We start from the raw sequence: 25,072 nt of genomic DNA, 5'->3' as shown, positions 1-25,072 counted from the left end.
GGGCGCGACGGGAACGCGATCCACCTGGATTTCCTGAGTTAGCCCCCGTCGCCACGGCACGTCACCCGCACAGCAGTATGCGAGCAGCAGAGGAACAACCCATGACCAGCACCACAGGAATCCAGATCGGCGTCGTCGGGGCCACCGGCCAGGTCGGCGCCGTCGTGCGTCGTCTGCTGGAGGAACGGGATTTCCCGGTCGCCGGCATCCGTTTCTTCGCCTCCGCCCGATCCGCCGCCACGACCCTGCCCTGGAAGGGCGAGAAAATCGTCGTCGAAGACGCGGCGACCGCCGACCCGACCGGCCTCGACGTGGCCATCTTCTCCGCCGGTGCCACCCTGTCCCGCGCCCAGGCACCCCGGTTCGCCGCGGCCGGTGTGACCGTCATCGACAATTCCTCCGGCTGGCGGATGGACCCCGAGGTTCCGCTCGTCGTGAGCGAGGTCAACCCCGAGGCCATCAAACTGGCCGTCAAGGGCATCATCGCCAACCCGAACTGCACCACCATGGCCGCCATGCCCGTGCTCAAGGTGCTGCACGACGAGGCCGGCCTCGAACGCCTCATCGTGAGCACCTACCAGGCCGTCTCCGGCAGCGGCCTGGCCGGCGCCCGGGAGCTGGCCAGCCAGGTGCGCGCCGCCGCGCTCAACGACAACCTGCTCCAGCTGGTGCACGACGGTTCCGCCGTGCCGATGCCCGAACCCGTGCTGTATGCCCGGCCGATCGCCTTCGACGTGGTGCCGCTGGCCGGCTCGATCGTCGACGACGGCGAGTTCGAGACCGACGAGGAGAAGAAGCTGCGCAACGAGAGCCGCAAAATCCTCGACCTGCCCGACCTGCTCGTTTCGGGCACCTGCGTGCGCGTGCCCGTCTTCACCGGTCACTCGCTCTCCATCAATGCCGAGTTCGCCAGCCCGTTGTCGGTCGCCCGCGCGCTCGAACTCCTGGCCACCGCGCCCGGCGTGGTCGTGACGGATGTCCCGACTCCCCTCGAAGCGGCAGGGCAGGACCCGAGCTTCGTCGGCCGCGTGCGCCAGGACCAGGGAGTGCCCGACGGGCGCGGCCTTGCCCTGTTCATCACCAGCGACAACCTTCGCAAGGGTGCCGCCCTCAACGCGGTGCAGATCGCCGAGCTTGTCGCCGCTGACCTCATCGTCTCCTGACCTCATCGCCGCTGACCTCATCCGCTCCTGAGCCGCCGAGGATCGGGCCGGCCCGGGAATCTCACGCCCCCGCGCAGGCGAGCCCGAAATCCGCGCCGGGCACACCGGGACTGGGGGGAGCAGCGGGGACACCGGTGCACTACTCTTTGGAATCATGGGTGGGTATTCGGTGGCATCAATCGTGAGGCGCACCGGCCTCGTCGCGTTCGCCGCCGTCGCCATCCTGATGATCACCGGCGCGATGGTCTTTCTCTTCTCCGCGCCGCCGGAGCACTGGGCCGTTGCCGCCGTCGGAGTGCTCTGCGCCGGGGTGCTCGAACTCACCTGGTTGCGGCTGGGCCGTGTCGCGCACCGCAGCCCGATGGTCGCCCTTCCCGTGCTCGCGCTCCCCGCCCTGGCCACGCTGCTTCCGATGGAGACGGCGATCGGGGTGATCTCGCTCGGCGTGCTCGTCGCCGTGCTCCTCGAGGCGGGCCGGGTCCCGGTCGGCCTCTACAGCGCCGGGCTGCAAGCCGTTGGCGGCCTCCTCGCCGCGCTCCTGTTCACCTGGTCCCGGGCGTTCGCGCTCCACGGCCTCGTCGCCGTCGCCGTGGCGAGCGTCGGCTACGTCGCTTTCGTGCTCCTCGTTGAGATCCTCCGCAAGCAGCTCATCGATCCTCCCGTCGAGCGGGGCGGACGCCCGATGCTCTCCCTGCTCCGAATTTCCGCCACGGCCGGTGGGGCGGCGCTCATCGCCGCGCTGGCGGCGAACTGGAGCGTCGAGGGACCGCCGTTCCTGGTCGAGGTGAGCCCGACCGTGAACACGATCGAGGTGCTCTCGGGGATCGTGATCGTGGCTGCGATCGTCAAGGTCGTCTCCATCTTCGCCGAGATGAGGGCCAGGCTTTCCGGGCTGGTCGCCGGCGCCGGCCTCCTGAGCGCCGGCGCCGAGACCGGCGCGCGGTCGGGGGAGGAGATCGCCCAGGTGCTCTGCCAAACCGTCGCCGACTCGATCGGGGGCGAGAGTGTCGTGGTGCGGGCCGAACCCGCCCGGCCGGGCGAAATCAGCCTCCCGTTGTCATTCGTCGCCGCGGGCGCCAGCCGGCACATCGTCGTCAGCCGGGATGCGATGGATGGCGCATTCACCGGCAACGACCGCCGGGCGCTCGACGCCCTGGTCACGACCGCCGAGATGGTGGTCAGGGCCGGGCAGAACGTCGCCGGGCTCACCCTGCGCGCCAACACCGACCCGCTCACCGGGCTGCCCAACTATGGGGCCTTCCAGGCGGCGTTGACGAACATCAACGATCACCGGGACTACTCGGAGGCCCTCGCGGTCCTCTTCCTGGACCTCGACGAATTCAAGCGCCTCAATGACCGGCACGGCCACGCGGCCGGCGACGAGGTGCTGCGCGAACTCGGCCGGCGGCTCCGGGCAGTCGTGCGCCCCGACGACCTGGTGGCCCGGGTCGGTGGTGACGAGTTCGTGGTCATCCTCACCCACCTCACGACTCTGGGCGAGGCGAAGATCGTCGCCGAACGCATCCTCGCCAGCACCGGGGAACCGCTCATCGTCGGGCCGACCACGTTCAATCCGATGATGAGCATCGGGCTGGCCTACTCCGCCCACCGGGAAACCGACGTCTCCCAGCTGGTGCAGGACGCCGACCGCGCCATGCTCGCGATCAAGAAGACCAGGCGGCGCGGCGGTGCCGCCAACGAGAGCAGCATCAACATCTCGAGTCACCGCTCGAGCCAGATGAACGACATCATCGCCAGGGCGATCGACGAGGACCGGCTCGAGCTCGCCTTCCAGCCCATTGTCAGCCTGGTGACCGGCCAGATCTGGGCCTTCGAGGCGCTCGTGCGCTACACCGACCCCGACCTCGGGCCGCTGTCGCCGCCGTCGATCGTCGAGAAGGCCAAGGGCCTCGGCCGGCTCGACGCGATGACCCGCCAGGTCGCGGTGAAGGCCATGGCCGCGGCCGCGGACTTCCGGCTGGTCGAACCCCGCGTGGTGTGCATGACCTTCAACGTGGAGGCCGGCCAGATCCTGCCGGAGCGGGTCGGCGACTTCGTCGAAGACCTCGCCAACCGCTACCCCGGGATCTCGCTCTGCCTCGAGCTCAACGAGCGGTCGATGGCCAAGGTGACCCCGGCCATCCGCGCCCAGGCCGAGCGCATGCGCGATCTCGGTCTGATGATCGCGCTCGACGACTACGGCTCCCAGGACTCCTCGGTCGACTCGCTGGTGCGGATGCCGATGGACATTCTCAAGATCGACAAGAGCCTCGTCGACGACCTCGACGACGTGCGCCAGCGCGAGGTGCTCACCGCGCTGCAGGGCTTCGGCGACAATCTCGAGTATTCGATGATCGTCGAGGGCGTGGAGAATGCGACCATGGCCTCGCACCTGTCCGCCCTCGGCATCCGCAGCGCCCAGGGCTTCCATTACGGTGTGCCGGAGAGTTTCGAGAACACGCTGAACCGGCTCGAGCAGTACGGCGCGGCCGCGGTTGTGCCGAGGGTCAATCCCGCGCTGGTCCGGGAGGCCGTCCTGCCCGCTGGGGATGCGGCGGCCCCAGCGGTTATTCTGGGGGAATGACCACTACGCCCGTGCCCGCAGAGGTCGAGGACTACTTCTTCGACCTCAAGCCGGAACAGCGCGCCGTGCTCTACCCGGTGATCGACGCGGTGCGCGACGCCATGCCGCCCGGCTACGTCCTGGGCATGCACTGGGGCATGCCGGGCTGGACGATTCCGCTCGAGACCTTCCCGAACACCTACAACGGTCAACCCCTGGCCTATGTGAGCCTCGCCGCCCAGAAAAACTACAACTCGCTCTACCTGATGGGGCTCTACGGCGATCCAGCCGCGGATGCCGCCTTCCGCGCCGAGTGGGCCGCGACCGGCCGCAAGCTGAACATGGGCAAGAGCTGCCTGCGGTTCAAGACCCTCGCCGACGTCGACCTGGGAATCATCGCCCGCACCGTCGCGAGCATCCCGGTCGACCGGTACCTGGCGACCTACCAGCGGATCAAGCCGGCCGCGGGCAAGACTGCCGCCGGGTCGACGCGCGGCGCGGCGTCCGGGGCCACCGTCACCGACTGAGCTGCACGGAGCATCCGTCCGCCAGAGATACACTGAAAAGTGTGAATCCAATGGTGAAGGCTGATGTTGTATTAATTGGTGGGGGCATCATGAGCGCCACCCTCGGTACCCTGATCAAGCAGTTGCAGCCCGACTGGAGTATCGAGGTCTATGAGCGTCTGGGCGAGGTCGCCCAGGAAAGCTCCAACCCGTGGAACAACGCGGGCACCGGGCATGCGGCCCTCTGCGAGCTCAACTACATGCCCGCGGCCAAGGACGGTTCCGTCACCGCCGACAAGGCCGTGAGCATCAACGAGCAGTTCCAGATCAGCCGCCAGCTCTGGGCGCACCTGGTCACGACCGGCGCGCTGCCCGAGCCGACCAACTTCATCAACTCCACCCCGCACATGACCTTCGTGCACGGCAAGGACAACGTGGCCTACCTGCGTAAGCGCTTCGCGGCGCTCGAGAACCAGCCGTTGTTCCACGGAATGGAGTACAGCGAGGACCCGGCCGTGATCGGCACCTGGACCCCCCTGCTGACCAAGAAGCGCCCCAAGGGCCAGAAGATCGCCGCGACCCGGATCGTGTCCGGCACCGACGTCGACTTCGGCGCCCTCACCCGCTACCTGTTCGACAACCTCGCCGACGAGGGCGTCGGCGTGCACGTCAACCAGCAGGTCACCGGCGTCAAACAACTGGCGGATGGCACCTGGAAGCTCAATCTGCGCCGCCTGGTCGGCAATTACCCGAGCACCGTCAACGCCCGGTTCGTCTTCGTCGGTGCGGGCGGCGGCGCTTTGGCTCTCCTGCAGCAGAGCGGCATTCCCGAGATCAAGGGTTTCGGCGGCTTCCCGATCAGTGGGCAGTTCCTGCGCACCACCGACCCGAAGCTGGTCGCGGAGCACCACGCGAAGGTCTACGGCAAGGCCGCCAAGGGGGCCCCGCCGATGTCGGTACCGCACCTTGACACCCGCGTCGTCGACGGGGAGACCTCGCTCCTGTTCGGACCCTACGCCGGGTTCACCCCGAAGTTCCTCAAATCGAGCACCTGGTTCGACCTGCCGTTCTCGATCCGGCTGCACAACATCGGCCCGATGCTCGCCGTGGCCGCGCACAACTTCGGGCTCATGAAGTACCTGATCGGCGAGGTCTTCGCCTCCAAGAAGACCAAGCTCAAGGCGCTGCAGGAATTCATTCCCACCGCCAGGATCGACGATTGGGAACTCATCACGGCCGGCCAGCGCGTGCAGGTCATGAAGAAGGACCCTGAGCAGGGCGGTGTGCTGCAGTTCGGCACCGAGGTCATCACCTCCGCCGACGGCACCATCGCGGGGCTGCTCGGCGCGTCTCCGGGTGCGTCCACCGCGGCCCCGATCATGGTCGAGCTGATCAAGCGTTGCTTCCCCGAGCAGTACCCGGCCTGGGAACCCAAGCTGCGTGAGATGATCCCGAGCCTCGGCACGAAACTCTCCGACGACCCGGCCGCCGCGGCCGCGTCACTGGCCGCCACCGCCGCCGCCCTGCACCTGACCGCGTAGGGGTCCGGCCGCGCCGCGTCGCGCGCCCGGACCGACGGCGGCCAGAGCTCGGCTGGCTGCTTGATTAATGCTCGAACGTGTGTTCGAATGTGTGCATGAGGTGGAGCGCGCAGGAACTGAGCACGGAGCAGACCGGCGCTCTGCCCGGACTGGCCCGCCTGAACAACCTCGTGCGCAGCGTGCGCACGCCGGAGTTCGCCGGCATCACCTTCCACGAGGTGCTGGCCAAATCCGCGCTCAACCGGGTACCGGGCCAGAGCGCGATGCCGTTCGGCTGGACCATCAACCCCTACCGGGGCTGCTCTCACGCGTGCTCCTACTGTTTTGCTCGGCCCACCCACACCTACCTCGATCTGGACTCCGGCAAGGACTTCGACAACGAGATCATCGTCAAGGTCAACGTGGCCGAGGTGCTCCGCAAGGAACTGGCGAAGCCGACGTGGGGCAGGCATCCGGTGGCCCTCGGCACGAATACCGACCCGTACCAGCGGGCCGAGGGGCGCTACCGGCTGATGCCGGGCATCATCGCGGCACTCGCACAGTCCGGTACTCCGCTGTCGATCCTCACCAAGGGAACGCTCCTCCGCCGTGACCTCGACCTGCTCGTCGAGGCGAGCGAGATCGTGCCGGTGGACCTGGCCATGTCCATCGCCATCTACGACGACGAGCTGCAGCACGCGGTCGAGCCTGGCACCCCGTCCACCACGGCCCGCCTGGCCACGGTGACCGCGGTGCGCGAGCAGGGACTGGACTGTTCGGTGTTCATGATGCCGATCCTGCCGTTCCTGACCGACACGAAGGCGCACCTGGATTCCGCACTGCGCCAGGCGAAGGCGGCCGGCGCGTCGAACATCATGTACACGGCGCTGCACCTGCACCCCGGGGTCAAGGACTGGTACCTGCACTGGCTGGACCGCGACCACCCCGAACTGATGCCGCGGTACCGGGAGTTGTACGCCACGGGCGCCTATGCCCCGAAGGAGTACCGCATCTGGCTCGCGGCAAGAATCAAACCGCTGATCCGTGCGCACGGCCTCGAGCGCGGCGAGGAAGATCCGGCGACCGGCGGAGTGCGCTCGAGCGCGCTCGCCCGCCCCGTCGCCGCCGCCCGCACCCGCCGGTCCCTGATCGCGGAGGAGCTCCCGCCGGAGTTGGCGCCCACGCTTTTCTGACCCGGCCGGCCCCGCCTCAGCGCCGCCCACCCGGCGAAGTGGTCCGCCGCGTTCCGCGCCGCAATGAGATACTCGACCAATGCAGAGGAGGAAGCGATGACGCTGGGCTTGCCCGATCACCTGGTCGAACCGGTCCTCAGCCGTGCGCTCTCGCGGGCATCGCACTGGTTCGCGCTCACCTGCCTCCTCGGCGCCGTGGTGTCGGCCCTTGCCCTGGGCGTCTCCTTCAGGTCGAGCGGACTCTGGATCGCGGTTCTGGCCGTGCTCGCCATGGCCGGGGTGCTGGTGGCCCTCAGCCTTCGGCATACCGTGCTGTTGACCGTGGTCTACCTCGTGGTCGGCGGCGGCGGCACCTATCTCTACACGGTCGCCGTGCTGGGCCTGCCCGGGATCTTCCCCGCCTCGAACATCTTCCTCATCGCGCTGCCCAAGCTGGCGCTGATCATGGTCGGCGGTGCGGGCGCCAGCGCGCTCACCGGCGTGCTCTGGAGCACCGCCGGATTCGTCCTGGCCGAGAGTGTCACCGTGCTCGGCGCCGTGCATACGGAGGTCGCCTACCTCCCCGATGTGTTCACCGTCTCCGCCTACCTGTTCCTCGTGGCCGTGCTCCTTCTCGCCGGGTCGACCCGCCGCCCGCACGGGGCGGCACAATCCGCGATCCACCGGGCGGTGCAGGCCGAACAGTCCATGTTGCTTCGCCAGGATCTCGAACAGCGTGCACTGGAACTCAATCAGGACACCACCCTCAACGAGTTGGTCGCCCTGTCCCGGGCCCACGCCGGGCCGCTCAGCGACAATCTGGCCGGCAGCCTCCGTGCCGCCCTGCTCACCCTGCGCGGCACCGACTGGCTGGCCGACGCCGACGCCCGCAGCGTCGGTCGACCTCCGGGGGTGGATGCCTGGCTCGGCAGCGAGGTCTATGCCGCCGTCGAACGCTGCCGCGACCGCGGCCTCGTCGTCGATGTCACCGGTGACCGGTCCGCGCTCGGCCGACTCGACGCCGGCACCGACCGCGAGCTCGGGCTGGCCGTGCAGCAGTGCCTGATCAACGTCATCCTGCACGCCGGAATCGTCTCGGCGGAGGTCGATATCGGCGCCGATGACGCCACCATCTCGGTGATGGTGATGGATGCCGGCCGCGGCTTCACGGAGGCGGAGGCCGGTGCGGACCGGCTTGGCCTTCGCCAGGCCGTGCGCCGCCGGATCGAGCGGCTCGGCGGCTCGGTGACCGTCCTGACCCGCCCGGACGCGGGCACCTCGGTGCTGTTGAGTGTGCCCGCCGCCGACACCGCCCCGGTGATCGACCCCTCGGTGATCGATCCCTCGGTGATCGAGCTTGTCGAGATCCCCGCCGCCGACCCCTCGGTGATCGACCCCTCGGTGATCGACCCCTCGGTGATCGAGCTTGTCGAGATCCCCGCCGCCGACCCTGCCACCGCCCCCGCCCGAGACGGCCAGGCCCCGCGATGATGCCGCCCCCCCTCACCCAACAGCGACTCGACCCGCTCGGCGCCCTCGCCGCCTGGCCGCTCGCGCCGGTCGTCGCTCTGATCGTGGTCGGCTACACGGTGACCACCACGGTGCGGCAGGCCGGCCAGATCCAGTCGCCGTTGCTCTCCGTACTCGCCATCGTGGCGTCCGCCGCCGCCGCCGGCACCCTCGTCGCGGCGAGCCGCCCCGACCACGCACCGTTCGACCGGCCCCTGCACCTGATCATGATCGGTCTCGCCGTCTCCGCGCACCTCCTCGACCAGGCGGCGCGGTGGGGCTACAACACTCGGGTCCAGGACGACTTCGGTCCGCTCTGCATCGGCCTCCTCCTGCTCGCCCTCGCGCCCTACCGGCCGTGGCGGGAGATCGCCCTCTCCGGGGTCGCGGCGGCCGCGGTTGTCGCGGCGGTCACCGCGGTCCAGGCGCCCTCCCTCAGCCTTGCCGTGCCGGTGATGGTGCACGTGGTGGTGACGATCACCCAGGTGCTGGCACCCGCACTCGCCGCCGCCGCGTACTCCCGCCGCATCGTGGCGCTGCTGTTGGCCTGGCAGGCGGACGCCCGCCGTGCCATCACTGCTCGCGCCGAGGAGAGCAGGGGCCAGGTGGTCCGCGCCATGGTCGAGCGGCAGTGGGAGGACCTCGGTGCCGGCGTCTTCCCGCTCCTCAGCGGGGTGCTCGAGCACGGCGAGGTCAGCCGGGCCGACATCGCCCGGGCCGGCGAGTTGGCGGGCGCACTGCGCAAGGAACTCGTGCGCGACATGGACAAGACCTGGCTGGATACTGTCGTCGACCGCGAACGAGCGGTCCTGGTGGAACGCGGCGCGATCCCGCTGCTCGTCGTGGCCGACCCGGAGCATCGGGCCGCCGCCTTCAACGACGACCAGCGGGCAGCGATCGGGGTCCTGATCGGGGTGCTCTGCTCGGCCCGCGGATTCGACCCGTGCAGTCTGGTCGTGCAGGTCGCCGACGGCACGGATGCCCGACGCCGCGCACTTCTGGACCGGGTCGGCCGCGCCCCGACCGGGTCGGCCGGCCCGGCGACGGCCCCGGTGCCCCCGCCCGGACCCGTTGCCGTGACGACGGGGCCGATTGCCCCGGTCGCCGAACTCGCCGCCCGGGAACGTCGGGTCGCCACCGTCACCATCCAGGTCGGCATCGACCTGCCGGAGCGGAGGCTGCGTCGGCTGCTTCGCCCCTACCTCGGCGTGCTGCGCATGGTCTTCGGCCGGGTGCGGGTGTCGGCGCGGCGGCCGCTGCTGATGCTCGAGTTCGATGACGAGCGGGGGCCGTCCGGCATCCGGCGCGCCCTGGGGCCAGTACGCTGAGTTAGGTTTGGCGCCGGAATCGGCGCCACAGGCCGAGGGGCGGGGTTCGTAGCAGTGGCAAAACTGTACTTCCGATACGGGGCGATGAACAGCGGCAAGAGCACCTCCATGCTCCAGGCCGCCTACAACTATGAGGAGCGCGGGCACAAGGTGCTGCTGGCGAAGCCGTCGGTCGATACCAAGGGCGACCGCGGCATCCTCTCCCGGCTCGGCGTCACCCGTGGCGTCGATTTTCTGCTCACCCCCGAGGCGGATGCCTTCAGCATCTTCGGCGAGCACCGCGCGCGGGTGCTCGGCGACTCCGGTCTCGACGTCAGTTGCCTGCTCGTGGACGAGGCCCAGTTCCTCACCGAGCCGCAGGTCGACGATCTGCTCCGGATCGCGATCCTCGAGAACATCCCGGTGCTGGCCTACGGCATCCGCACCGACTTTCAGACCGTCGCCTTTCCGGGCAGCCGCCGGCTGCTCGAGGTGGCGCACAGCCTGGAGGAGCTGAAGACGATCTGCCGCTGCGGGCGCAAGGCCGTGTTCAACGGGCGCAAGATCGACGGCGTCTTCGTCTTCGACGGCGATCAGGTCGCCATTGACGGCGCCGAGGTGACCTACGAGTCGCTCTGCGGTTCCTGTTACCTCGAAGAGAGCGGCGGCGTGCTCAACAACCGCCGGCGCGGCGACGCCTGACCCGACGCGTGACTGCGCCGACGCGAGACCGACCCGACGCGAGACCGACCCGACGCGCGCCGACGAGGAGCGCCGGACGGATCGCGGTGTTCTGTCGCACCCGAATACTGAGCGGGGCGCTCAGCACGCCCGACCGCACGTGGTGCCGCCGGGTGGAGAGCGCCCCACCAACCCCCCAGTGGTTTCCCCCGGTTTACACCATACGAGGCTGAAAACGCTCTGGCCAGCCGTCATTTCTTAGGGCACCAGTCCGGGGGTAAACGCTGTCGGAATGGTCGCGGACATGTCACACTCGTCTAGGCAGGTCCAGAAAAACCCCCGACGAAAGTACGAATATGACTCGCTTTCGAGTCGCGTTGATCGATGACCACGAAATCGTGGCTCGTGGCTTCGCCGATTTGTTCTCCACCATTCTGGAGATCCATGTTGTGGCCACCGTCGCCACCGTCTCCGAGCTGCTGGCCTCGCCGGCGCACGCGAACGGCATCGACCTGGTGATCCTCGACCTCCGGCTGTCCGACGGCTCCACCGTCACCAGTAACGTCGACCGGCTTCGGGCGACGAACGCCGCGGTGCTCGCCTTCACGGCCGGCGATGACGCCCTGCTGATGCGGGCCGCCGCCCGCAGTGGGGTGCTCGGCGTCGTGCGCAAATCCGAACCCAGTGTTGTGTTGCTCGACGCGGTGCGCCGGGCGGCAACGGGGGACACGATCGCCTCAACCGAGTGGGCCGCGGCCCTCGACGGCGACCCTGACCTGGCCGACGCGGGGCTGAGCCCACGCGAACGCCAGGTGCTCTCCCTCTACGCCGCCGGCGCGAAGGCGCCGCTGGTGGCGTCGCAGACGGGGCTGTCCGAGCTCACCGTGATCGACTACATCCGCCGGGTGCGGTCGAAGTACGAGCGGGTCGGGCGCCCCGCCAACACGAAGATCGACCTCTACAAGCGGGCTCTGGAAGACGGCATCCTGCCGATTCCCGGACAACCGTGAGCGCAGGGCAGGCCGTGCGGTCGCCGAAGCCGAGCCGCGCCCCGAAGCCGCGCCGCGCGCCCCGGCTCCACGACGCCGCCGGGCGGACCGCAACCGAGCGCCAGTTGCGCGTGCTCTGCACCGCCACCGGCCCCACCGGCTTCGTCTTCGGGCTGCTCAGCCTCGACACGTTCCGGGCACAGGCCTGGCCGGCCGTGCCCGGCCTCGCGCTGGCCGGGTGGCTGCTCGTCTTCGGTGTCCCCGTGCTGATCGGCATCCTGGCCAGCTGGGCGCCGGTGCGCCTGCTCCGCGCGCTCGCCGTGACCGAGGGCGTCATCTTCCTGGTCCTCCTCGGGTTCTGGCTGGTCGTGCGGGCCGAGCCGCTCCCCGCCGGGGCGGACATCCCCTGGGTCATCTCGCTGACCGGCATTCCGGCCGTTGCGGTCGCCGCGGCCACCCGGGATCGCATCGGCTGGGGCTACACCGTGCTCGTCTGCACGCTCAGCGGGATCCTTCGCGCCGCGACGTCTGCCGACCCGCATCCGGTGCTGGTCGGGATCGAGGATTCGCTCTACGCACTGCTCGTAATCAGCGTGTTCGTCGGCCTGACGATCATGTCCCGGCGCGGCGCCGTGCGGGTCGACGACACCGCACGGATCTCCCGCGCCGCCCTGGCCGTGCGGGCGGCCGGGCTCGCGCGCAAACGGGAGCGGCTCACCATCGACGCGCTCGTGCACGACAGCGTCATCTCGACCCTGCTGATGGCCGGACGTGGCGGCATCCCCACCGAGACCCTGGCCCGTCACGCGGCCTCGACCCTCGACCGCCTCGATGCCATTCGGGTGCCGCGGTCCACTGCGTCGCTCCCCGGCCCCGAGGTGGCCCGTCGGCTGGAGCAGCTCACCATCGAATTGTCGCCGGACGCGCTCGTGCACGGCGAACTCGGCGAGGGCCTGCGCGTGCCGGCCGTGGCGGTGACCGCGCTGCTCGGTGCCGTGGGGGAGGCCCTGCGCAACTCGGTCGAGGCGGCCGGCACCGGCGTGGTGCGCACGGTCACCGTGCAGGCGCGCAGCGGCGGGATCGGGGTGGTCGTGCACGATGACGGGGTGGGCTTCGACCCGGCGCTCGTACCCGGCGAACGGCTCGGGATTGCTCAGAGCATCGTCGGCCGAATGCAACGGGTGTCGGGAGGCGCGGCAACCGTGCAGTCCCGGCCCGGCATCGGCACCGAGGTCGAGGTCTCGTGGACCCCCGAACCTCACCTCCCCCTGCGGCCCAGCCGGCCCCGGCGATCGACCCTGTCGAGCCCAGACGCACCGACCCTGCCTCGGTGGTCGAGCCTGTCGAGACCAGACTCACCGACCCTGCCCCGGTGGTCGACCCTGTCGAGCCCAGACGCACCGCCCACTCCCGCCGACGCCGAGTCGATCGAGGAGCTCGCACCGCGCACCGTCGTGCGGCTCCCGAGGCGACTGTCCCTCGCCATCCTCGTCATGTTCATCGGCGTTCATGCCCTGCTGGCCTTCGGCGACCACGAGCCGCTCTTCGGGCTCCCCTGGGAGATCGCCGGATTCGTCGCGGTGTCGGCGGCAGCCATCCTGATCTCCCGATCGGGGGACGACCGCCTGCCCCGCACCGTCACCCTGGCCGTGGTCGCCCTCTCTTCGGCGGGGGCCGTGCTCGTGTCCTACCCGATGACGGCCGTGCAGGGCACCCCGTTCGGGCACTGGTACCTCGGCGCGATCACCCTGCTCCTGGTCGTGCTCGCCGTGCGGGGTCGTGAAGGCCTCGCCTGGATCGGCTACCTGATCATGTCCGCGATCACGATCGGTTGGGCGCTCAGGCACGGTCTCACCGTCGTCGATGGCGTGCTGCTCGTCGTGCGTCACGCCGGTACGCTGCTGGCCGGCACCCTCTTCGCGGTGGGGCTCAAACGATCGTCGATCATTCTGGCCGGGCTGAACCGGGCCCGCGCCCTGAGCGGTGCCGCCGCCGCGACCGCGGTCGCGGCGATCGAGGAGCGTGAATCCCAGTTGGCCCGGGTGAACGTGTTGTGCCGGCCGACCCTCGAGCGTCTCGCTCGATCCGACGAAATCCACTCCGAGATGCGGGCGGAGTGCCTGCGCGTCGAGGCCACCCTGCGTGACGCGATGCGTGCCCGGGCCCTGTTCGTGGAGCCGCTGGTCGCCGCCGCCCGGGCCGCGCGGCTGCGCGGGGTGCTCGTGACCCTGCTCGACGACAGTGGTGACCACCCGCCCGTCCGGGTCGCCGAGGTCGCCGCGGCCGTGGCCGACCAGCTCAACGCCCTCGAATCCGGAAGCCTGACCGCCCGGGTGTTGCCCACCGACCGGCCGACCATCGCCTCCATCGTCATCGAGGCCCGCGACAACCGGCTCCTGGTGATCACCCCGGACGGAGTCCTCCGCGAGGCCTGACCCGGTCGCCCGCCCCGCTCCCGGTGGTCGAGCCCGTCGAGACCCGGTCCTGGTGGTCGAGCCCGTCGAGACCCGGTCCTGGTGGTCGAGCCCGTCGAGACCCGCCCCTGGTGGTCGAGCCCGTCGAGACCCGTTCCTGGTGGTCGAGCCCGTCGAGACCCGGTCCCGGTGGTCGAGCCCGTCGAGACCCGCTCCCGGTGGTCGAGCCCGTCGAGACCCGGCTCAGGACAGCTACTCGGCCTGCACCCGCGACTTGCTCCGCAGCGGGATCAGCGTTTGGTCCGGATCCACCGATATGGGTGGCCTCAGCCAGTACTCGCTGCCCTCCCGCACGATGCGCCACCCCATGTTGTGGAGCAGCAGGTGATGGGGGTGGCACAGGCACACCCCGTCTGCAAGATCGGTGTGTCCGAAGTCGAGCAACCACCCATCGATGTGGTGCGCTTCAGTCCAGGACGGCGGCCGGTCGCAGTCGGGCCAGAGGCAGCCGCCGTCGCGGAGGCTCATTGCGGCGCGTTGTTGTTCGGTGAATAATCGCTTCTCCCGCCCAACGTCGAGGGCTTGCCCGGTGTCGTCGAAGAGGATGCCGCGCACCCCGGTGTCGCAGATCTGCCGCTCGACTGCGGCGAGTGAGATGGGGAGGGGGCTGCCCTCGAGGTAGCCGTGCCCAGTCGGCGAGGCCAGAGGCGTTTCGGCCTGCCTGAGCTGGTCGGTGGGAGCGTCATCTGCCGCCGGTGCGACCGACGCGGCAGGGGATTCCGGTGCGACCGGTGCGACCGGTGCGACCGGTGCTGCTGGTGTGCCCGCTTTGAGGCGGAGCTGCCGAGTGAGGTCTTTCTGGGTGACGATGACGCGCACTGCGGGGCGGCGGCCGCCGAGCATCCGGCCGGGGTCGACTTCGCTGCCGAGCTTGAGCAACTGGATGAAGGAGTCTGCGGCGATTTGTTCGGTGCTGCGGGGGTCGTCCTGGATTCGTTTGGCCCAGGCGGCACGTTTCTTGTCGACGAAGCGCACCCCGCCGCGCCGGGGGCTGGTGAGGGCGTCGTAGGTGGAGAGCACGAACTCGCCGTCTTCGGGGGCGAACAGTCCGTGCAGACGTATTTTGCCGTCGCGGAGGCGGTAGACGCGCAGGTACCGGTCGTCGTGGGCCTGCTTTTCGCGGGCGGCGATGCCGGCCGTATCGAGGTCGTCGCGCAGCCGCCGGGCCCGGTGGAAGCACTGGTCCGCGTTCAACCCTGCCGCCTCGGCGATCAGAGTGGCGAGGGCGGCGCTGAGGCGCTCGGCGGTCACCGCGGTGTCGATGTCGCCCAGGCCCTTGCGGATCGATTCGGCGGCGTCGACGGAGAGGGTGCCGGCGGCCACAGCGCGGGCGATCGGCGCCTGCCACGACGCGGCCGCGTCCGAAGAGCTGGGTGATCCCACAGAGTGTGGCGATCCGGGCACTCCTCCAGAACCGGTGTCTCCGCTTCCGTCAGTGCCAGGAAGACCGGCTGTCCCGGCGGACTGCCGGTCTGCGGCTTCGGTCGTGGCCATCATCGTGCCAACCGCGACCAGCTTGTAGGCGTCACCCCGCGACGAGCCGGTGACCTTCTGGATCATCGCCTCGGGGGAGAGGAAACCCTGCTGTGCGGCCAGACCCGAGTGGCCGAGCTCGGGACGGGACCGGCGGGCGATCGTGCCGGCCGTCCACGCGGCATACGTCTCCACCAGCCGGCGCAACTCGGCGATCTGCCGCTGGCCGACCAGCACGGCCGCGTCGGAAAGTGACTCCAGGTCGGCACTGGAACAGCCCAGACAGGCAACGGCATCCGCTGCCTGTCTGAGCTGTTCTGCCTGGGTTGCCATAACACGATTCTAGCAAGAATGGAACATAAATGTGAGGGTTTATCAGCTCTTGTGGAAAATTTCTCGAAGATAAATTTGCCTCAGGGGCACGAAGCCACAAGACCCAAACAAAACGAGGAAACTTCGGACCCCGCATGGGGGGTACCCTTATCTAGCCGTATGCAAAGATGATGACGGGGAAAAGGCAATTTCAGCGGTTCCTCTCTGCCCAAGTACCGGAGGAACGCGCGTGGAGCTCAAGGATTACATCAGGATTTTCCACAAAAGCTGGACCCTGATTCTCGCCCTCACGCTCTTCGGCATCGCCGGCGCAGCGGGCGCATCCATCGCCACCACTCCGAAATACGTCGCCACCACCCAGCTCTACGTCTCCGTTCAGGCTGCCGCGGGTGCCGCCACCGGCGACCTGCTTCAGGGCACGAGCTTCGCCCGCCAGGCCGTCACCTCCTACGTCGACGTCGTCAACAGTGCCATCGTGCTCGACGAGGTCATCAAGGAACTGAACCTCGACATGACCGCGTCGCAACTCGCGTCCACGGTCACCTCCTCGTCTCCGCTGAACACCGTGCTCATCGACGTGACGGTGAGCAACAGCGACCCTGAGCTCGCCGCCAAGATCGCCAACTCCGTCGGCGCGAACTTCAGCAAAATCGTCGTCGACCGGCTCGAGAAGCCCGACGGTGAGGCGGCCAGCCCCGTCAAGATCGAGACCATTCAGCCGGCGATTGTTCCCACCAAGCCGGCCAGCCCCAACGTGCCGATGAACATCGCTCTCGGCCTGCTCGTCGGCCTGGCTCTCGGAATCGGTCTGGCCGTGCTCCGCAGCGTGCTCGACACCCGCATCCACAGCCTGCACGACATCGAACTGGTCACCGACACGCCGATGCTCGGCGGCATCACGAACGACCCCGACGCTCGCCTGCGCCCGCTGGTCGTGCACTCCGACCCCAAGAACCCCCGGGCCGAGTCGTTCCGTAGCCTGCGCACCAACCTCCAGTTCGTCAACATCGAGGGTGGGCCGCGCAGCTTCGTGGTCACCAGCTCGGTGCCCGGCGAGGGCAAGAGCACCACGTCGGCCAACCTGGCCATCGCCCTCGCCGAGACCGGCGCCCGCGTGGCACTCATCGACGGCGACCTGCGCCTGCCCCGCGTTGCCGAGTACATGGGCATCGAGGGTGGCGTCGGCCTCACCGACGTGCTCATCGGCCGGGCCGAACTCGCCGATGTGCTGCAGAAGTGGGGCAAGAACAAACTGTTCGTGCTGCCCAGCGGCCGCGTACCCCCGAACCCCAGCGAATTGCTCGGCTCTGCCGCCATGGCCCGCACCCTCGCTGCGCTGACCAGCGAGTTCGACGTCGTGCTCATCGACGCCCCGCCCCTCCTGCTGGTCACGGATGCCGCCGTGCTGAGCAAGCTCTGCGGCGGCGCCATCATGGTGGTCGCCTCCGGCCGCACCAAGCGCAACGAACTGGCCAGCGCGGTGAAGTCGCTCGAGCGCGCCGGCAGCCGACTGGTCGGTATCGTCATCACCATGCTGCCCACCAGGGGCCCGGACTCCTACGGCTACGGTCAGTACAGCTATGGCGCGGTGCACGAAGAAGAGCTCGCCGCGGATGCTGCGGCCCCCGCAGTGCGCGGTGGCTTCCGCAAGGCACGCCGGAGAACCGCCTAGTGAATACCTTCTCCATTCTCACGGTCTGCTCGGGCAACATCTGTCGCTCGCCACTGGCCGAGCAACTCCTGCGCGTTGGTCTGGCGGCCTGGCCCGAGGTCGAACTGGCCAGTGCCGGAACGATCGGTTTAACCGGGCAGGGCATGCCGCCGCAAGCCGCGGACCTGTCTCGCCACTTCGGCGGGGACCCGTCGAACCACGTCGCCCAGGTGCTCACCGAAGAGCACCTGGCCACCGCAGATCTGGTGTTCGCCATGTCGCGTGAGCATCGCCGAGCGATCGTGGAACTCGTGCCCCGCGCCATCCGTTACACCTTCACCATTCGCGAATTCGCGAGGCTGATCAGCGAGCTCACCGACGACGACCTCGAGGAGGCCGCCGCGTTGCCTCTCGACGATGTGGTCGGGCGCTTCTCCACTCTGGTGGGCCTCGCGGCTTCCCAGCGCGGCGCCGTAGCGCCGCCCGTTTCCGCCGACGATGACGACGTGATCGACCCGTACCGCCGCAGCGACGAGGTCTACGTTGAGTCCGCGCAGCAGCTCGTGCCCGCGGTCAACGCGGTCGTCGCCCTGTTCCGTAGCGCCGCCACGGTCGGGCAGGTCTAGGACACTTCATGGCCGCCTTCAAGACAATGAGTCGCAAGAACCGGGACAACCGTCTTCGGCGACGCCTGCTCATTGCCGGCCTGGCGGCATTCCTGATCTTCGACGTCGCCCTGGTGGCATTCGCACTCACCGACTCCAAGCCACCCGCTAACGCGGGCGCGGTGGTCGAGCCCGTCGAGACCAACCCCGCGGTGGTTGAGCCTGTCGGGACCAACCCTCCGGTGGTCGCGCCGGTCGAGACCGCGCCGGCCGCAGTCGAGACCCAGGCCCCCAACCGCATCCTCGCCGCCCTCGACGCGTCGACCGCGTGGCGCGCCACCACCGGCGCCTGCCCGGCAACGACGGCCAACCCTGAGCTGACCACCGACGACGGTGCCACCTGGAACGGGTTCGACGCCTCGGCCGGCACCGACGCCTCCTCCGTGCTCGCCATCGACATCATGAGCAAGTCGCAGGTGTCATTGGTGACGCTCAAAGCCTCGGACTGCACACCGCAGCGCGTGACGACGTATGTGGCCGGCGATGCGTGGCAGGAGTACCCCGACCGCGTTGCCGCCAACTGGTACGTCGACCCCGCGAACCGGGCCGTCGTGCACAGCCCGGCCGGGTCCTTCCCCGCATCCTGCCCCACGGTCATCGCTCTGGCCCCGCGCAGTGACACGGTCGGCGCCGCACTCTGTTCTAATGGAACCCTTCTTCGCACCGGCGACGGGGGTGCAACCTGGGGGCCAGGAAGCCCGCTGCCCGGTGCCGCGAACATCAACGTCAGCGCCGACGGTTACATCGTGGTGGCCGCCAATCAACCGGGCTGCGCGGGGGCTCAGGTATTCTCGACACCCGAAGCACTCGACGGCGCACTCACCCCGGGCGGGTGCCGTGAAGGCGCCTTCAACCCGGGCGACGTGGCGGTCGCCAGCACCGACGGAATCGTGTGGTTGTGGGCGGGGGATGTTGTGAGCAGGTCAAGTAATGGGGGATCAGAATGGCAATAAGTGACTTCGCGACCACCAGGATGCAGGAGCTTCACGGTTCGGTGCCTCTGGTGCGGTTCGGAACGCAATATGCGTTCGATGCGGGCGCCTGGGGGGTCGCCTTGTTCGTGGCCGAGGTTCTTCGCTATGAATTCGAGCTGCAACGTATTGCGGTGATACCGCTCCTGGCGTTGTTCGCGGCCGCCAGCCTGGTTCAATTCTTCGCGGGGGGCGTGTACCACCTCTACCAGGGGCGCCACATCTACGGGAGCTTTGCCGAGGTGCGTGCGCTACTTGGCGTAGTGCTGGTCGCGACGGTCGTGCTGGGGCTCCCGATCGCGGTCGCTGGCACCGTGGTAGGCATTCCGCGCAGCACCGTTTTCATCGCCCTGCCGATGGCCTTCGTTCTGATGGGCGGTGTGCGATACATCAAGCGGCTGTTGGTCGAACGGTCGATGGTCCGCACAGACGACATCCAGAAGGCCCTCATCTTCGGTGCCGGTTACATGGGGGCGTCTATCGCCCGCCGGATGACCACCGACCGAAACTCGCCCTTCCTTCCGGTGGGCATCATCGACGACGATCCGCTCAAGCGCAATCTCTGGCTTCACGGAGTTCGCGTCCTCGGTTCGCGCGCTTCGCTTTCCGCAGCGGCCCAAGCCTCCGGAGCAACAACGCTGGTCGTGGCGATCGCCAGGGCCGATGCCACGTTGTTGCGTCAAATCAACGACGCGGCGAAGGTCGCCCACCTCAAAGTGTTGGTGCTGCCGCCGCTTGAAGACCTGCTCAACGGAAAGGCCCGCCTTAACGATCTTCGCGATATTGCAATCGAAGACCTGATCGGTCGTCACCCGGTCGACACTCACGTCGCCTCGATTGCCGGCTACCTCGCGGGCAAGCGGGTGCTCGTCACGGGTGCCGGTGGGTCCATCGGCTCGGAACTGTGCAGGCAGATCAACAAATTCGGCCCGAGCGAACTTATCATGCTTGACCGAGACGAAACCGGTCTCCAAAGCACACAGATCTCGATTCTCGGTCATGGTCTCCTCGACACGAAGGACGTCGTGCTGGCCGACATTCGCGATTCCCAGGCGCTCAAGGACATTTTCACCGAGCGCAGGCCCGATGTCGTGTTCCACGCTGCAGCCCTCAAACACCTGCCCATGCTCGAGCAATACCCCGACGAGGCATGGAAGACGAACGTGCTCGGTACACTCAACGTGCTCGAGGCCGCCCAGGCTGCGGGGGTCACCACATTCGTGAACATCTCCACCGACAAGGCCGCGAACCCCACCAGCGTGCTCGGCCATTCCAAGAGAGTGGCGGAGAAGCTCACCGCGTGGGCCGCTGAGCAGTCTGAGCACGCGTATCTATCCGTGCGTTTCGGCAATGTCATCGGCAGCCGCGGTTCGATGCTGCCCACTTTCACCACCCTAATCGAGGCTGGCGGCCCGCTCACGATCACCCATCCAGACGTGACCCGTTTCTTCATGACCATCCCGGAAGCGTGCCAGCTCGTCATCCAGGCCGGCGGCATCGGCCGCCCCGCCGAGGTGCTCATCCTCGACATGGGCGAACCGGTGCGCATTCTCGACGTCGCCCAGCGCATGATCGAGATGTCGGGCAAAGAGATTGAGATCGTCTATACCGGCCTCCGCCCGGGGGAAAAGCTTCACGAAGAACTCATCGGCGAAAACGAAACGGATGAGCGACCGATCCACCCGAAAATTTCTCACGCCTCAATCGCACCTATCCATCCGAATCGCCTCGATAGGGCCCGCTGGGCGGAAAGGTGCAACGAAAGCTACTCGGCCACTTTGGGGTCAGCTGTCTGATGGCAGCCCCAGATCTGGTCGCGATTGGCTCTTCCCTGATCGTGAGCATCACCGCGCCCTTTGCCATACGACCGCTACTCGCCAAAATGAAAGTCATCGATTTTCCAAATGAGCGCTCGTCGCACTCGGATCCAGTCCTTCGCGGGGCGGGCCTGGCGCCACTTCTCGGGTTCCTGATCGGCGTGGCGGTGCTGGCTACCACTGGGGGATCACAGATGCCACACCTTCTCGTGATCGGCGTGACCGGCGCTGCCGTCGGTGCTCTCGGGCTTCTAGAGGATCTTCGAGGCGTGAGGATTGTTGTTCGTGCTGGCGCACAAATGGTGTTGGGCGCCGGCGCTACATTCGCGCTCGTGTGGATCTTCCAGGCGGATCTGTGGTGGGTGCCAGTTGGGGCTTTGCTGTTCGCTGGCTACACCAACGCTGCAAACTTCATGGATGGAATCAACGGAATTTCAAGCCTTCACGGCACAACCGTTGGGTCTATATTCGCCATCATCGGACTGTTGACCGACCAACCCTGGCTCATCGGAGTCGGGCTGGTGCTCGCCGTTGCGTTTCTTGCCTTCCTGCCGTGGAACCTAGCTCGACAGCGTATGTTCCTCGGAGACGTGGGGAGTTATTTGCTTGGTGGCGCTATTGGAACGATCGTCATTGCCGCAGTACTGAATGGCACGCCGACGATTGCAGTACTCGCACCACTGGGGATCTATCTGGCTGATACCACGTCGACTCTGGTCAGACGCGTCCTGCGCGGAGAAGAGTGGCAGCAGGCTCATCGTTCTCACACTTACCAGAAACTTACCGATGCAGGATTGCCGCATCTAGTCGTCGCGGTCATCGTCACGGCGGCCACGCTGGCCACAGGCGCGCTGGGCCTGCTCAGCCTCTTCCACTCGATTGCAGTGTCGGCTGCAGCCATCGTTGGGATCATTTTGGTCGCCGTCGGCTACCTGTCGTTGCCGCGGTTGCTGGCTGCGAAGGCCTCAGATAACGAGGCATCGTACGAGGCTACTACGGTGCCTGCCGCGCTGCCGGCACCGCCTGTCGGTCATTCTTCGCTTCGCTGGGTAGTTATAGGCGGCACCGGTTTCATCGGTTCCTCCCTTATTGAGGGTCTGCGCCAGCAGGGTGTCCACGCCGTCAGTGTCACTGCGCCAAGGCTTCGGCTTAATCCCAACGTCACCACGCCGGAGGCCAAGGCCAGGCTGCGCGAGAATCAGGAATCGATCGTTTCCTTGGCGGACACGTTGAGAGATTTCGACGTAGTTGTGAACGCGGCAGGTCTCGCGTCACCGGACGCGCGTGGCGGCGAAGCTCTTTTTGGGGCGAACGCGCTCCTCCCCGCAGCGGTTCTCCGAGCTGCGGAGCTCGCCCAGGTGCATAGGATGATCCACATCAGCTCGGCCGCGGTCCAAGGCAGGCGCGAGGTCCTGGACGAGACGACGGCGACGAGTCCGTTCTCCCCATATTCGGAATCAAAAGCATTGGGCGAGTCCCTTCTGCTGGATTGCTTCAGCGAGTCAGGGAATACGGAGGTGGTGATCGTTCGTGCCACCTCCGTGCAGGGGGAGGGCCGCGCCACCACGGGGCGTCTCCGCCGACTTGCGCAATCCCGGGCGGCATCAGTCGCACGCCCGGGCGACAGGCCCACTGTTGTGAGCTCTGTTCGGGGCCTCGTGGAGTTCCTTGCCAGCGTTGGCTGTTTTCCGACTCCCGTGCCGACAATCGTTCTACAACCGTGGGAGGGAATGACGACCTCGTCCGTTCTTGAAATCGCAGGGGGTCGAGTGCCAATGCGATTACCTGAGTTATTTTGTAGGGCGTTGATCGCCGTCGGCTACGCGGTCGGTGCGGTTGCGTCCCCAGTCAATGGCCTCGTTCGGCGCATAGAGCTCATGTGGCTCGGTCAGGATCAGAAAGCCGCATGGGCTCAGTCCGTTGGGCTGGAGAAGAATTCCCACATAGCGGAAGTTTTCTCGGGAGCGTCGGTGAGACTTCATTGAAGATCGGCATTTTGTCACAGTGGTTTGACCCTGAACCGGGGCCCGCCGCCATCCCGGGGGTCTTTGCCCGTGAATTTTCCCGCGCCGGGCACGAGGTCACCGTTCTGACCGGATATCCAAACTATCCCGAAGGCAAAGTTTATCCAGGATTCCGTCAGCGGATTGGCCGAGTCTCGAATGTCGGCGACATCGCCGTTTCCCGCGTTCCCCTTTTTCCGAACCACAATTCCTCTGCCTCGGGACGCCTTGCGAACTATGCGAGTTTTGCGGCTTCCGCGACCGCTTTCGGCCGGTCGGCTTTGCGTGACGTTGACGCAGTCTGGGTCTACAACTCACCGGTGACGGTCAGTCTGCCTCTGCTTACACACACTAGAAGCGGACGAGTGCCCTATTTCCTCCACGTCCAGGACCTTTGGCCGGACTCTCTGATTGAGAGCGGAATGTTTCCCGGCGGAGTGGTCGGATTGAGTGCCGCGGCTGTAATTCGGCGCATCGTGCGTCTAACGGAGGACCGCTCCGCGGCAGTGGGCATCATCTCGCCGAGCGTTCGGGATGTCATTCTCAGTCGCAACCCAAATATCTCACCCGCCAAGATTACCTACGTTCCGAATCCAACGGATGAGACGCTTTTCCGGCCCGTCTCGGTCTATCGAGAGGCTAAGAAATCGGCCATCGATCGAGACACCTTTACATTGATGTATGTCGGGGCGATCGGCGAAGTCCAGGGCCTGGAGACGCTGCTGGACGCAGCTTGGATCCTGAAGGCGCGTCCAGAGATTCGTTTTGTGATCGTCGGTGACGGTATTGCTCGGGGACGGCTGGAACGGGATGCTGCGGATCGCGGGCTGTCCAGCGTTGAATTCGTGGGTCGCATTCCCAAAGAATCGGTGCCCGAGATGATGGCGACCGCCGACGCCCAACTTGTGTCCCTAGCCGCGTCCGCATTTCTCAGGCACACCACGCCAAGCAAAATTGCTTCTCTCCTGGCGTCTGAGGTGCCGATCATCGGACAGATTGCCGGTGATGGCGCCGAGCTTCTGGTCGCTTCGGGGGCAGCCCTCATCGTTGATCCCGGGGACGCGGCGGGACTTGCGCACTTGGTCGAGTCAATGGCTGACATGTCTCCGCAGGATCGGCAGAGAATGGCTGCCAGCGGACGGAACTTCTATGACCGGAACCTATCCGCGAAGGTCGCGGCGCACAAAATTGTTGAAGCACTATCGGGAGCGATAAATGAGTACTAGCCAGAACCAATACCAGGGAAAGCGCATTCTGATCACGGGTGGCACCGGCTCATTCGGTCACACCGTGACGGAGAAGCTTTTGACACGCGACGTCGCTGAGATTCGCATTCTCAGCAGGGACGAGGCGAAGCAGGATCTCATGCGACACGAAATAGCCGACCCCCGCGTTCGCTTTTACGTGGGAGACATTCGTGACTACCTAAGCGTCGAGCGCGCCGTGCGCGACGTCGACTACGTCTTTCACGCCGCCGCTCTCAAGCAGGTGCCGTCGTGCGAGTTCTTCCCGATGGAGGCTGTCCGCACGAACGTCATGGGCAGCGAAAACGTCGTGAGGGCTGCCGATCGCGCCGGAGTGAAGTCGGTCGTTTGCCTGAGCACGGACAAAGCGGTTTACCCGGTCAATGCGATGGGTATGAGCAAGGCGATGATGGAGAAAGTGGCGCAGTCCTATGGCCTGAATAATCCAAATGCCGAGACAACCGTATCGGCCGTACGCTACGGGAATGTAATGTACTCTCGGGGCTCCGTGATCCCCCTTTTCATTCGTCAGCTGAAGGCTGGCAAGAACCTCACGGTCACGAATCCGGACATGACCCGCTTCATGATGTCACTCGCCGACTCCGTCGACCTTGTTGAGTTTGCCTTTCACAACGCCGATCAGGGCGATCTGTTTATTCGCAAGGCTCAATCGTGCACCGTGCGGGATCTGGCTCAGGCCACAATTAACCTGTTCCAGTCGCCGAGTCAGATTGACGTCATTGGTACTCGGCACGCAGAAAAGCTTTCTGAGGCGCTCGCGAGCAGGGAGGAACTGTCCCGCGCGCGCGATATGGGAGATTACTTCCGAATCCAGGCAGACAACCGGGATCTGAACTACAGCATCTATGTGGAAGAGGGGGACACCGAACAGGCTCAATATGACGACTACGACTCCCACACCGTGGACCGGATGTCAGTGTCCGCCGTGGAGAACCTGCTCTTGACCCTGCCGGAAATTCGGGCCGAGCTCACTGCTGCCGGCCTGCCTCTCGGCGGGATGAACTAATTCC

Annotated in this window: 18 protein-coding genes; 17 read left to right on the top strand and 1 reads right to left on the bottom strand. The window is 67.0% G+C overall.

Features of this window, described 5'->3' with window-relative positions:
* The first annotated feature begins 101 nt into the window (after positions 1-101).
* From QMG61_RS09090 to QMG61_RS09045, 10 genes are all read left to right on the top strand, one after another.
* Positions 102-1,163, top strand: a complete 1,062-nt coding sequence (locus QMG61_RS09090) for an aspartate-semialdehyde dehydrogenase (RefSeq protein WP_283494025.1) — start codon at positions 102-104, stop codon at positions 1,161-1,163.
* 169 nt (positions 1,164-1,332) lie between these two features.
* Entirely contained in the window at positions 1,333-3,747 is a 2,415-nt protein-coding gene (locus QMG61_RS09085) for an EAL domain-containing protein (RefSeq protein ID WP_283494024.1), read from the top strand.
* The gene (locus QMG61_RS09080) at positions 3,744-4,253 is read left to right on the top strand and encodes a DUF1801 domain-containing protein (protein WP_283494023.1); all 510 of its coding nucleotides are present in this window, start codon (positions 3,744-3,746) and stop codon (positions 4,251-4,253) included. The genes QMG61_RS09085 and QMG61_RS09080 overlap by 4 nt, the downstream gene beginning before the upstream one ends.
* Positions 4,254-4,303: 50 nt before the next feature.
* Positions 4,304-5,773, top strand: coding sequence for a malate:quinone oxidoreductase (locus QMG61_RS09075; protein ID WP_283494022.1), 1,470 nt, complete (start codon positions 4,304-4,306; stop codon positions 5,771-5,773).
* Between the two features lie 95 nt (positions 5,774-5,868).
* Positions 5,869-6,945: an Rv2578c family radical SAM protein gene (locus QMG61_RS09070; protein ID WP_283494021.1), complete on the top strand. Its 1,077-nt coding sequence runs from the start codon at positions 5,869-5,871 to the stop codon at positions 6,943-6,945.
* Positions 6,946-7,041: 96 nt separating this feature from the next.
* On the top strand, positions 7,042-8,415 hold the full coding sequence (locus tag QMG61_RS09065; protein WP_283494020.1) for a sensor histidine kinase: 1,374 nt from the start codon (positions 7,042-7,044) through the stop codon (positions 8,413-8,415).
* Positions 8,412-9,761 (top strand): hypothetical protein, encoded by a 1,350-nt coding sequence (locus QMG61_RS09060; RefSeq protein ID WP_283494019.1) that lies wholly within the window; start codon positions 8,412-8,414, stop codon positions 9,759-9,761. The genes QMG61_RS09065 and QMG61_RS09060 overlap by 4 nt, the downstream gene beginning before the upstream one ends.
* A gap of 54 nt (positions 9,762-9,815) precedes the next feature.
* The gene (locus QMG61_RS09055; protein WP_283494018.1) at positions 9,816-10,442 is read left to right on the top strand and encodes a thymidine kinase; all 627 of its coding nucleotides are present in this window, start codon (positions 9,816-9,818) and stop codon (positions 10,440-10,442) included.
* Between the two features lie 335 nt (positions 10,443-10,777).
* Positions 10,778-11,431 (top strand): response regulator transcription factor, encoded by a 654-nt coding sequence (locus QMG61_RS09050; RefSeq protein WP_283494017.1) that lies wholly within the window; start codon positions 10,778-10,780, stop codon positions 11,429-11,431.
* Positions 11,428-13,845, top strand: coding sequence for an ATP-binding protein (locus QMG61_RS09045; protein WP_283494016.1), 2,418 nt, complete (start codon positions 11,428-11,430; stop codon positions 13,843-13,845). Before QMG61_RS09050 ends, QMG61_RS09045 begins: the two co-directional genes overlap by 4 nt.
* 231 nt (positions 13,846-14,076) lie before the next feature.
* Here the strand turns inward: QMG61_RS09045 and QMG61_RS09040 are convergent, their stop codons facing one another.
* Positions 14,077-15,690, bottom strand: coding sequence for a DUF222 domain-containing protein (locus tag QMG61_RS09040; protein ID WP_283494015.1), 1,614 nt, complete (start codon positions 15,688-15,690; stop codon positions 14,077-14,079).
* Between the two features lie 229 nt (positions 15,691-15,919).
* Between QMG61_RS09040 and QMG61_RS09035 the strand changes: the two genes are divergently transcribed.
* Genes QMG61_RS09035 through QMG61_RS09005 form a run of 7 tightly spaced genes read left to right on the top strand, consistent with a single transcriptional unit; the run spans position 15,920 to position 25,068 of the window.
* Complete coding sequence (locus QMG61_RS09035; RefSeq protein ID WP_283494014.1) at positions 15,920-17,362, top strand: tyrosine-protein kinase domain-containing protein; 1,443 nt, start codon at positions 15,920-15,922, stop codon at positions 17,360-17,362.
* Positions 17,362-17,967 carry an arsenate reductase/protein-tyrosine-phosphatase family protein gene (locus QMG61_RS09030; RefSeq protein WP_283494013.1) on the top strand — a complete coding sequence of 202 codons (606 nt, stop codon included), beginning with the start codon at positions 17,362-17,364 and terminating at the stop codon, positions 17,965-17,967. Before QMG61_RS09035 ends, QMG61_RS09030 begins: the two co-directional genes overlap by 1 nt.
* Before the next feature lie 8 nt (positions 17,968-17,975).
* Positions 17,976-18,959, top strand: a complete 984-nt coding sequence (locus QMG61_RS09025) for a beta propeller repeat protein (protein ID WP_283494012.1) — start codon at positions 17,976-17,978, stop codon at positions 18,957-18,959.
* On the top strand, positions 18,950-20,773 hold the full coding sequence (locus QMG61_RS09020; RefSeq protein WP_283494011.1) for a polysaccharide biosynthesis protein: 1,824 nt from the start codon (positions 18,950-18,952) through the stop codon (positions 20,771-20,773). The genes QMG61_RS09025 and QMG61_RS09020 overlap by 10 nt, the downstream gene beginning before the upstream one ends.
* The gene (locus QMG61_RS09015) at positions 20,773-22,779 is read left to right on the top strand and encodes an NAD-dependent epimerase/dehydratase family protein (protein WP_283494010.1); all 2,007 of its coding nucleotides are present in this window, start codon (positions 20,773-20,775) and stop codon (positions 22,777-22,779) included. Before QMG61_RS09020 ends, QMG61_RS09015 begins: the two co-directional genes overlap by 1 nt.
* Positions 22,776-24,023 carry a glycosyltransferase family 4 protein gene (locus QMG61_RS09010; protein ID WP_283494009.1) on the top strand — a complete coding sequence of 416 codons (1,248 nt, stop codon included), beginning with the start codon at positions 22,776-22,778 and terminating at the stop codon, positions 24,021-24,023. The genes QMG61_RS09015 and QMG61_RS09010 overlap by 4 nt, the downstream gene beginning before the upstream one ends.
* Positions 24,013-25,068 (top strand): polysaccharide biosynthesis protein, encoded by a 1,056-nt coding sequence (locus tag QMG61_RS09005; RefSeq protein WP_283494008.1) that lies wholly within the window; start codon positions 24,013-24,015, stop codon positions 25,066-25,068. Before QMG61_RS09010 ends, QMG61_RS09005 begins: the two co-directional genes overlap by 11 nt.
* Positions 25,069-25,072 lie beyond the last annotated feature (4 nt).

It is taken from the genome of Cryobacterium sp. PH31-AA6 (genome assembly GCF_030063195.1).
Taxonomy (GTDB): Bacteria; Actinomycetota; Actinomycetes; order Actinomycetales; family Microbacteriaceae; genus Cryobacterium.
This window is presented reverse-complemented; position numbering and strand designations above follow the sequence as displayed.

What these genes read in the sequence shown, in the direction of transcription:
- QMG61_RS09090 (WP_283494025.1), top strand. Translation starts at nt 102, where the DNA reads ATGACCAGCACCACAGGAATCCAGATCGGCGTCGTCGGGGCCACCGGC.
- QMG61_RS09080 (WP_283494023.1), top strand. Translation starts at nt 3,744, where the DNA reads ATGACCACTACGCCCGTGCCCGCAGAGGTCGAGGACTACTTCTTCGAC.
- QMG61_RS09075 (WP_283494022.1), top strand. Translation starts at nt 4,304, where the DNA reads ATGGTGAAGGCTGATGTTGTATTAATTGGTGGGGGCATCATGAGCGCC.
- QMG61_RS09070 (WP_283494021.1), top strand. Translation starts at nt 5,869, where the DNA reads ATGAGGTGGAGCGCGCAGGAACTGAGCACGGAGCAGACCGGCGCTCTG.
- QMG61_RS09065 (WP_283494020.1), top strand. Translation starts at nt 7,042, where the DNA reads ATGACGCTGGGCTTGCCCGATCACCTGGTCGAACCGGTCCTCAGCCGT.
- QMG61_RS09060 (WP_283494019.1), top strand. Translation starts at nt 8,412, where the DNA reads ATGATGCCGCCCCCCCTCACCCAACAGCGACTCGACCCGCTCGGCGCC.
- QMG61_RS09050 (WP_283494017.1), top strand. Translation starts at nt 10,778, where the DNA reads ATGACTCGCTTTCGAGTCGCGTTGATCGATGACCACGAAATCGTGGCT.
- QMG61_RS09040 (WP_283494015.1), bottom strand. Translation starts at nt 15,690, where the DNA reads ATGGCAACCCAGGCAGAACAGCTCAGACAGGCAGCGGATGCCGTTGCC.
- QMG61_RS09025 (WP_283494012.1), top strand. Translation starts at nt 17,976, where the DNA reads ATGGCCGCCTTCAAGACAATGAGTCGCAAGAACCGGGACAACCGTCTT.
- QMG61_RS09020 (WP_283494011.1), top strand. Translation starts at nt 18,950, where the DNA reads ATGGCAATAAGTGACTTCGCGACCACCAGGATGCAGGAGCTTCACGGT.
- QMG61_RS09015 (WP_283494010.1), top strand. Translation starts at nt 20,773, where the DNA reads ATGGCAGCCCCAGATCTGGTCGCGATTGGCTCTTCCCTGATCGTGAGC.
- QMG61_RS09005 (WP_283494008.1), top strand. Translation starts at nt 24,013, where the DNA reads ATGAGTACTAGCCAGAACCAATACCAGGGAAAGCGCATTCTGATCACG.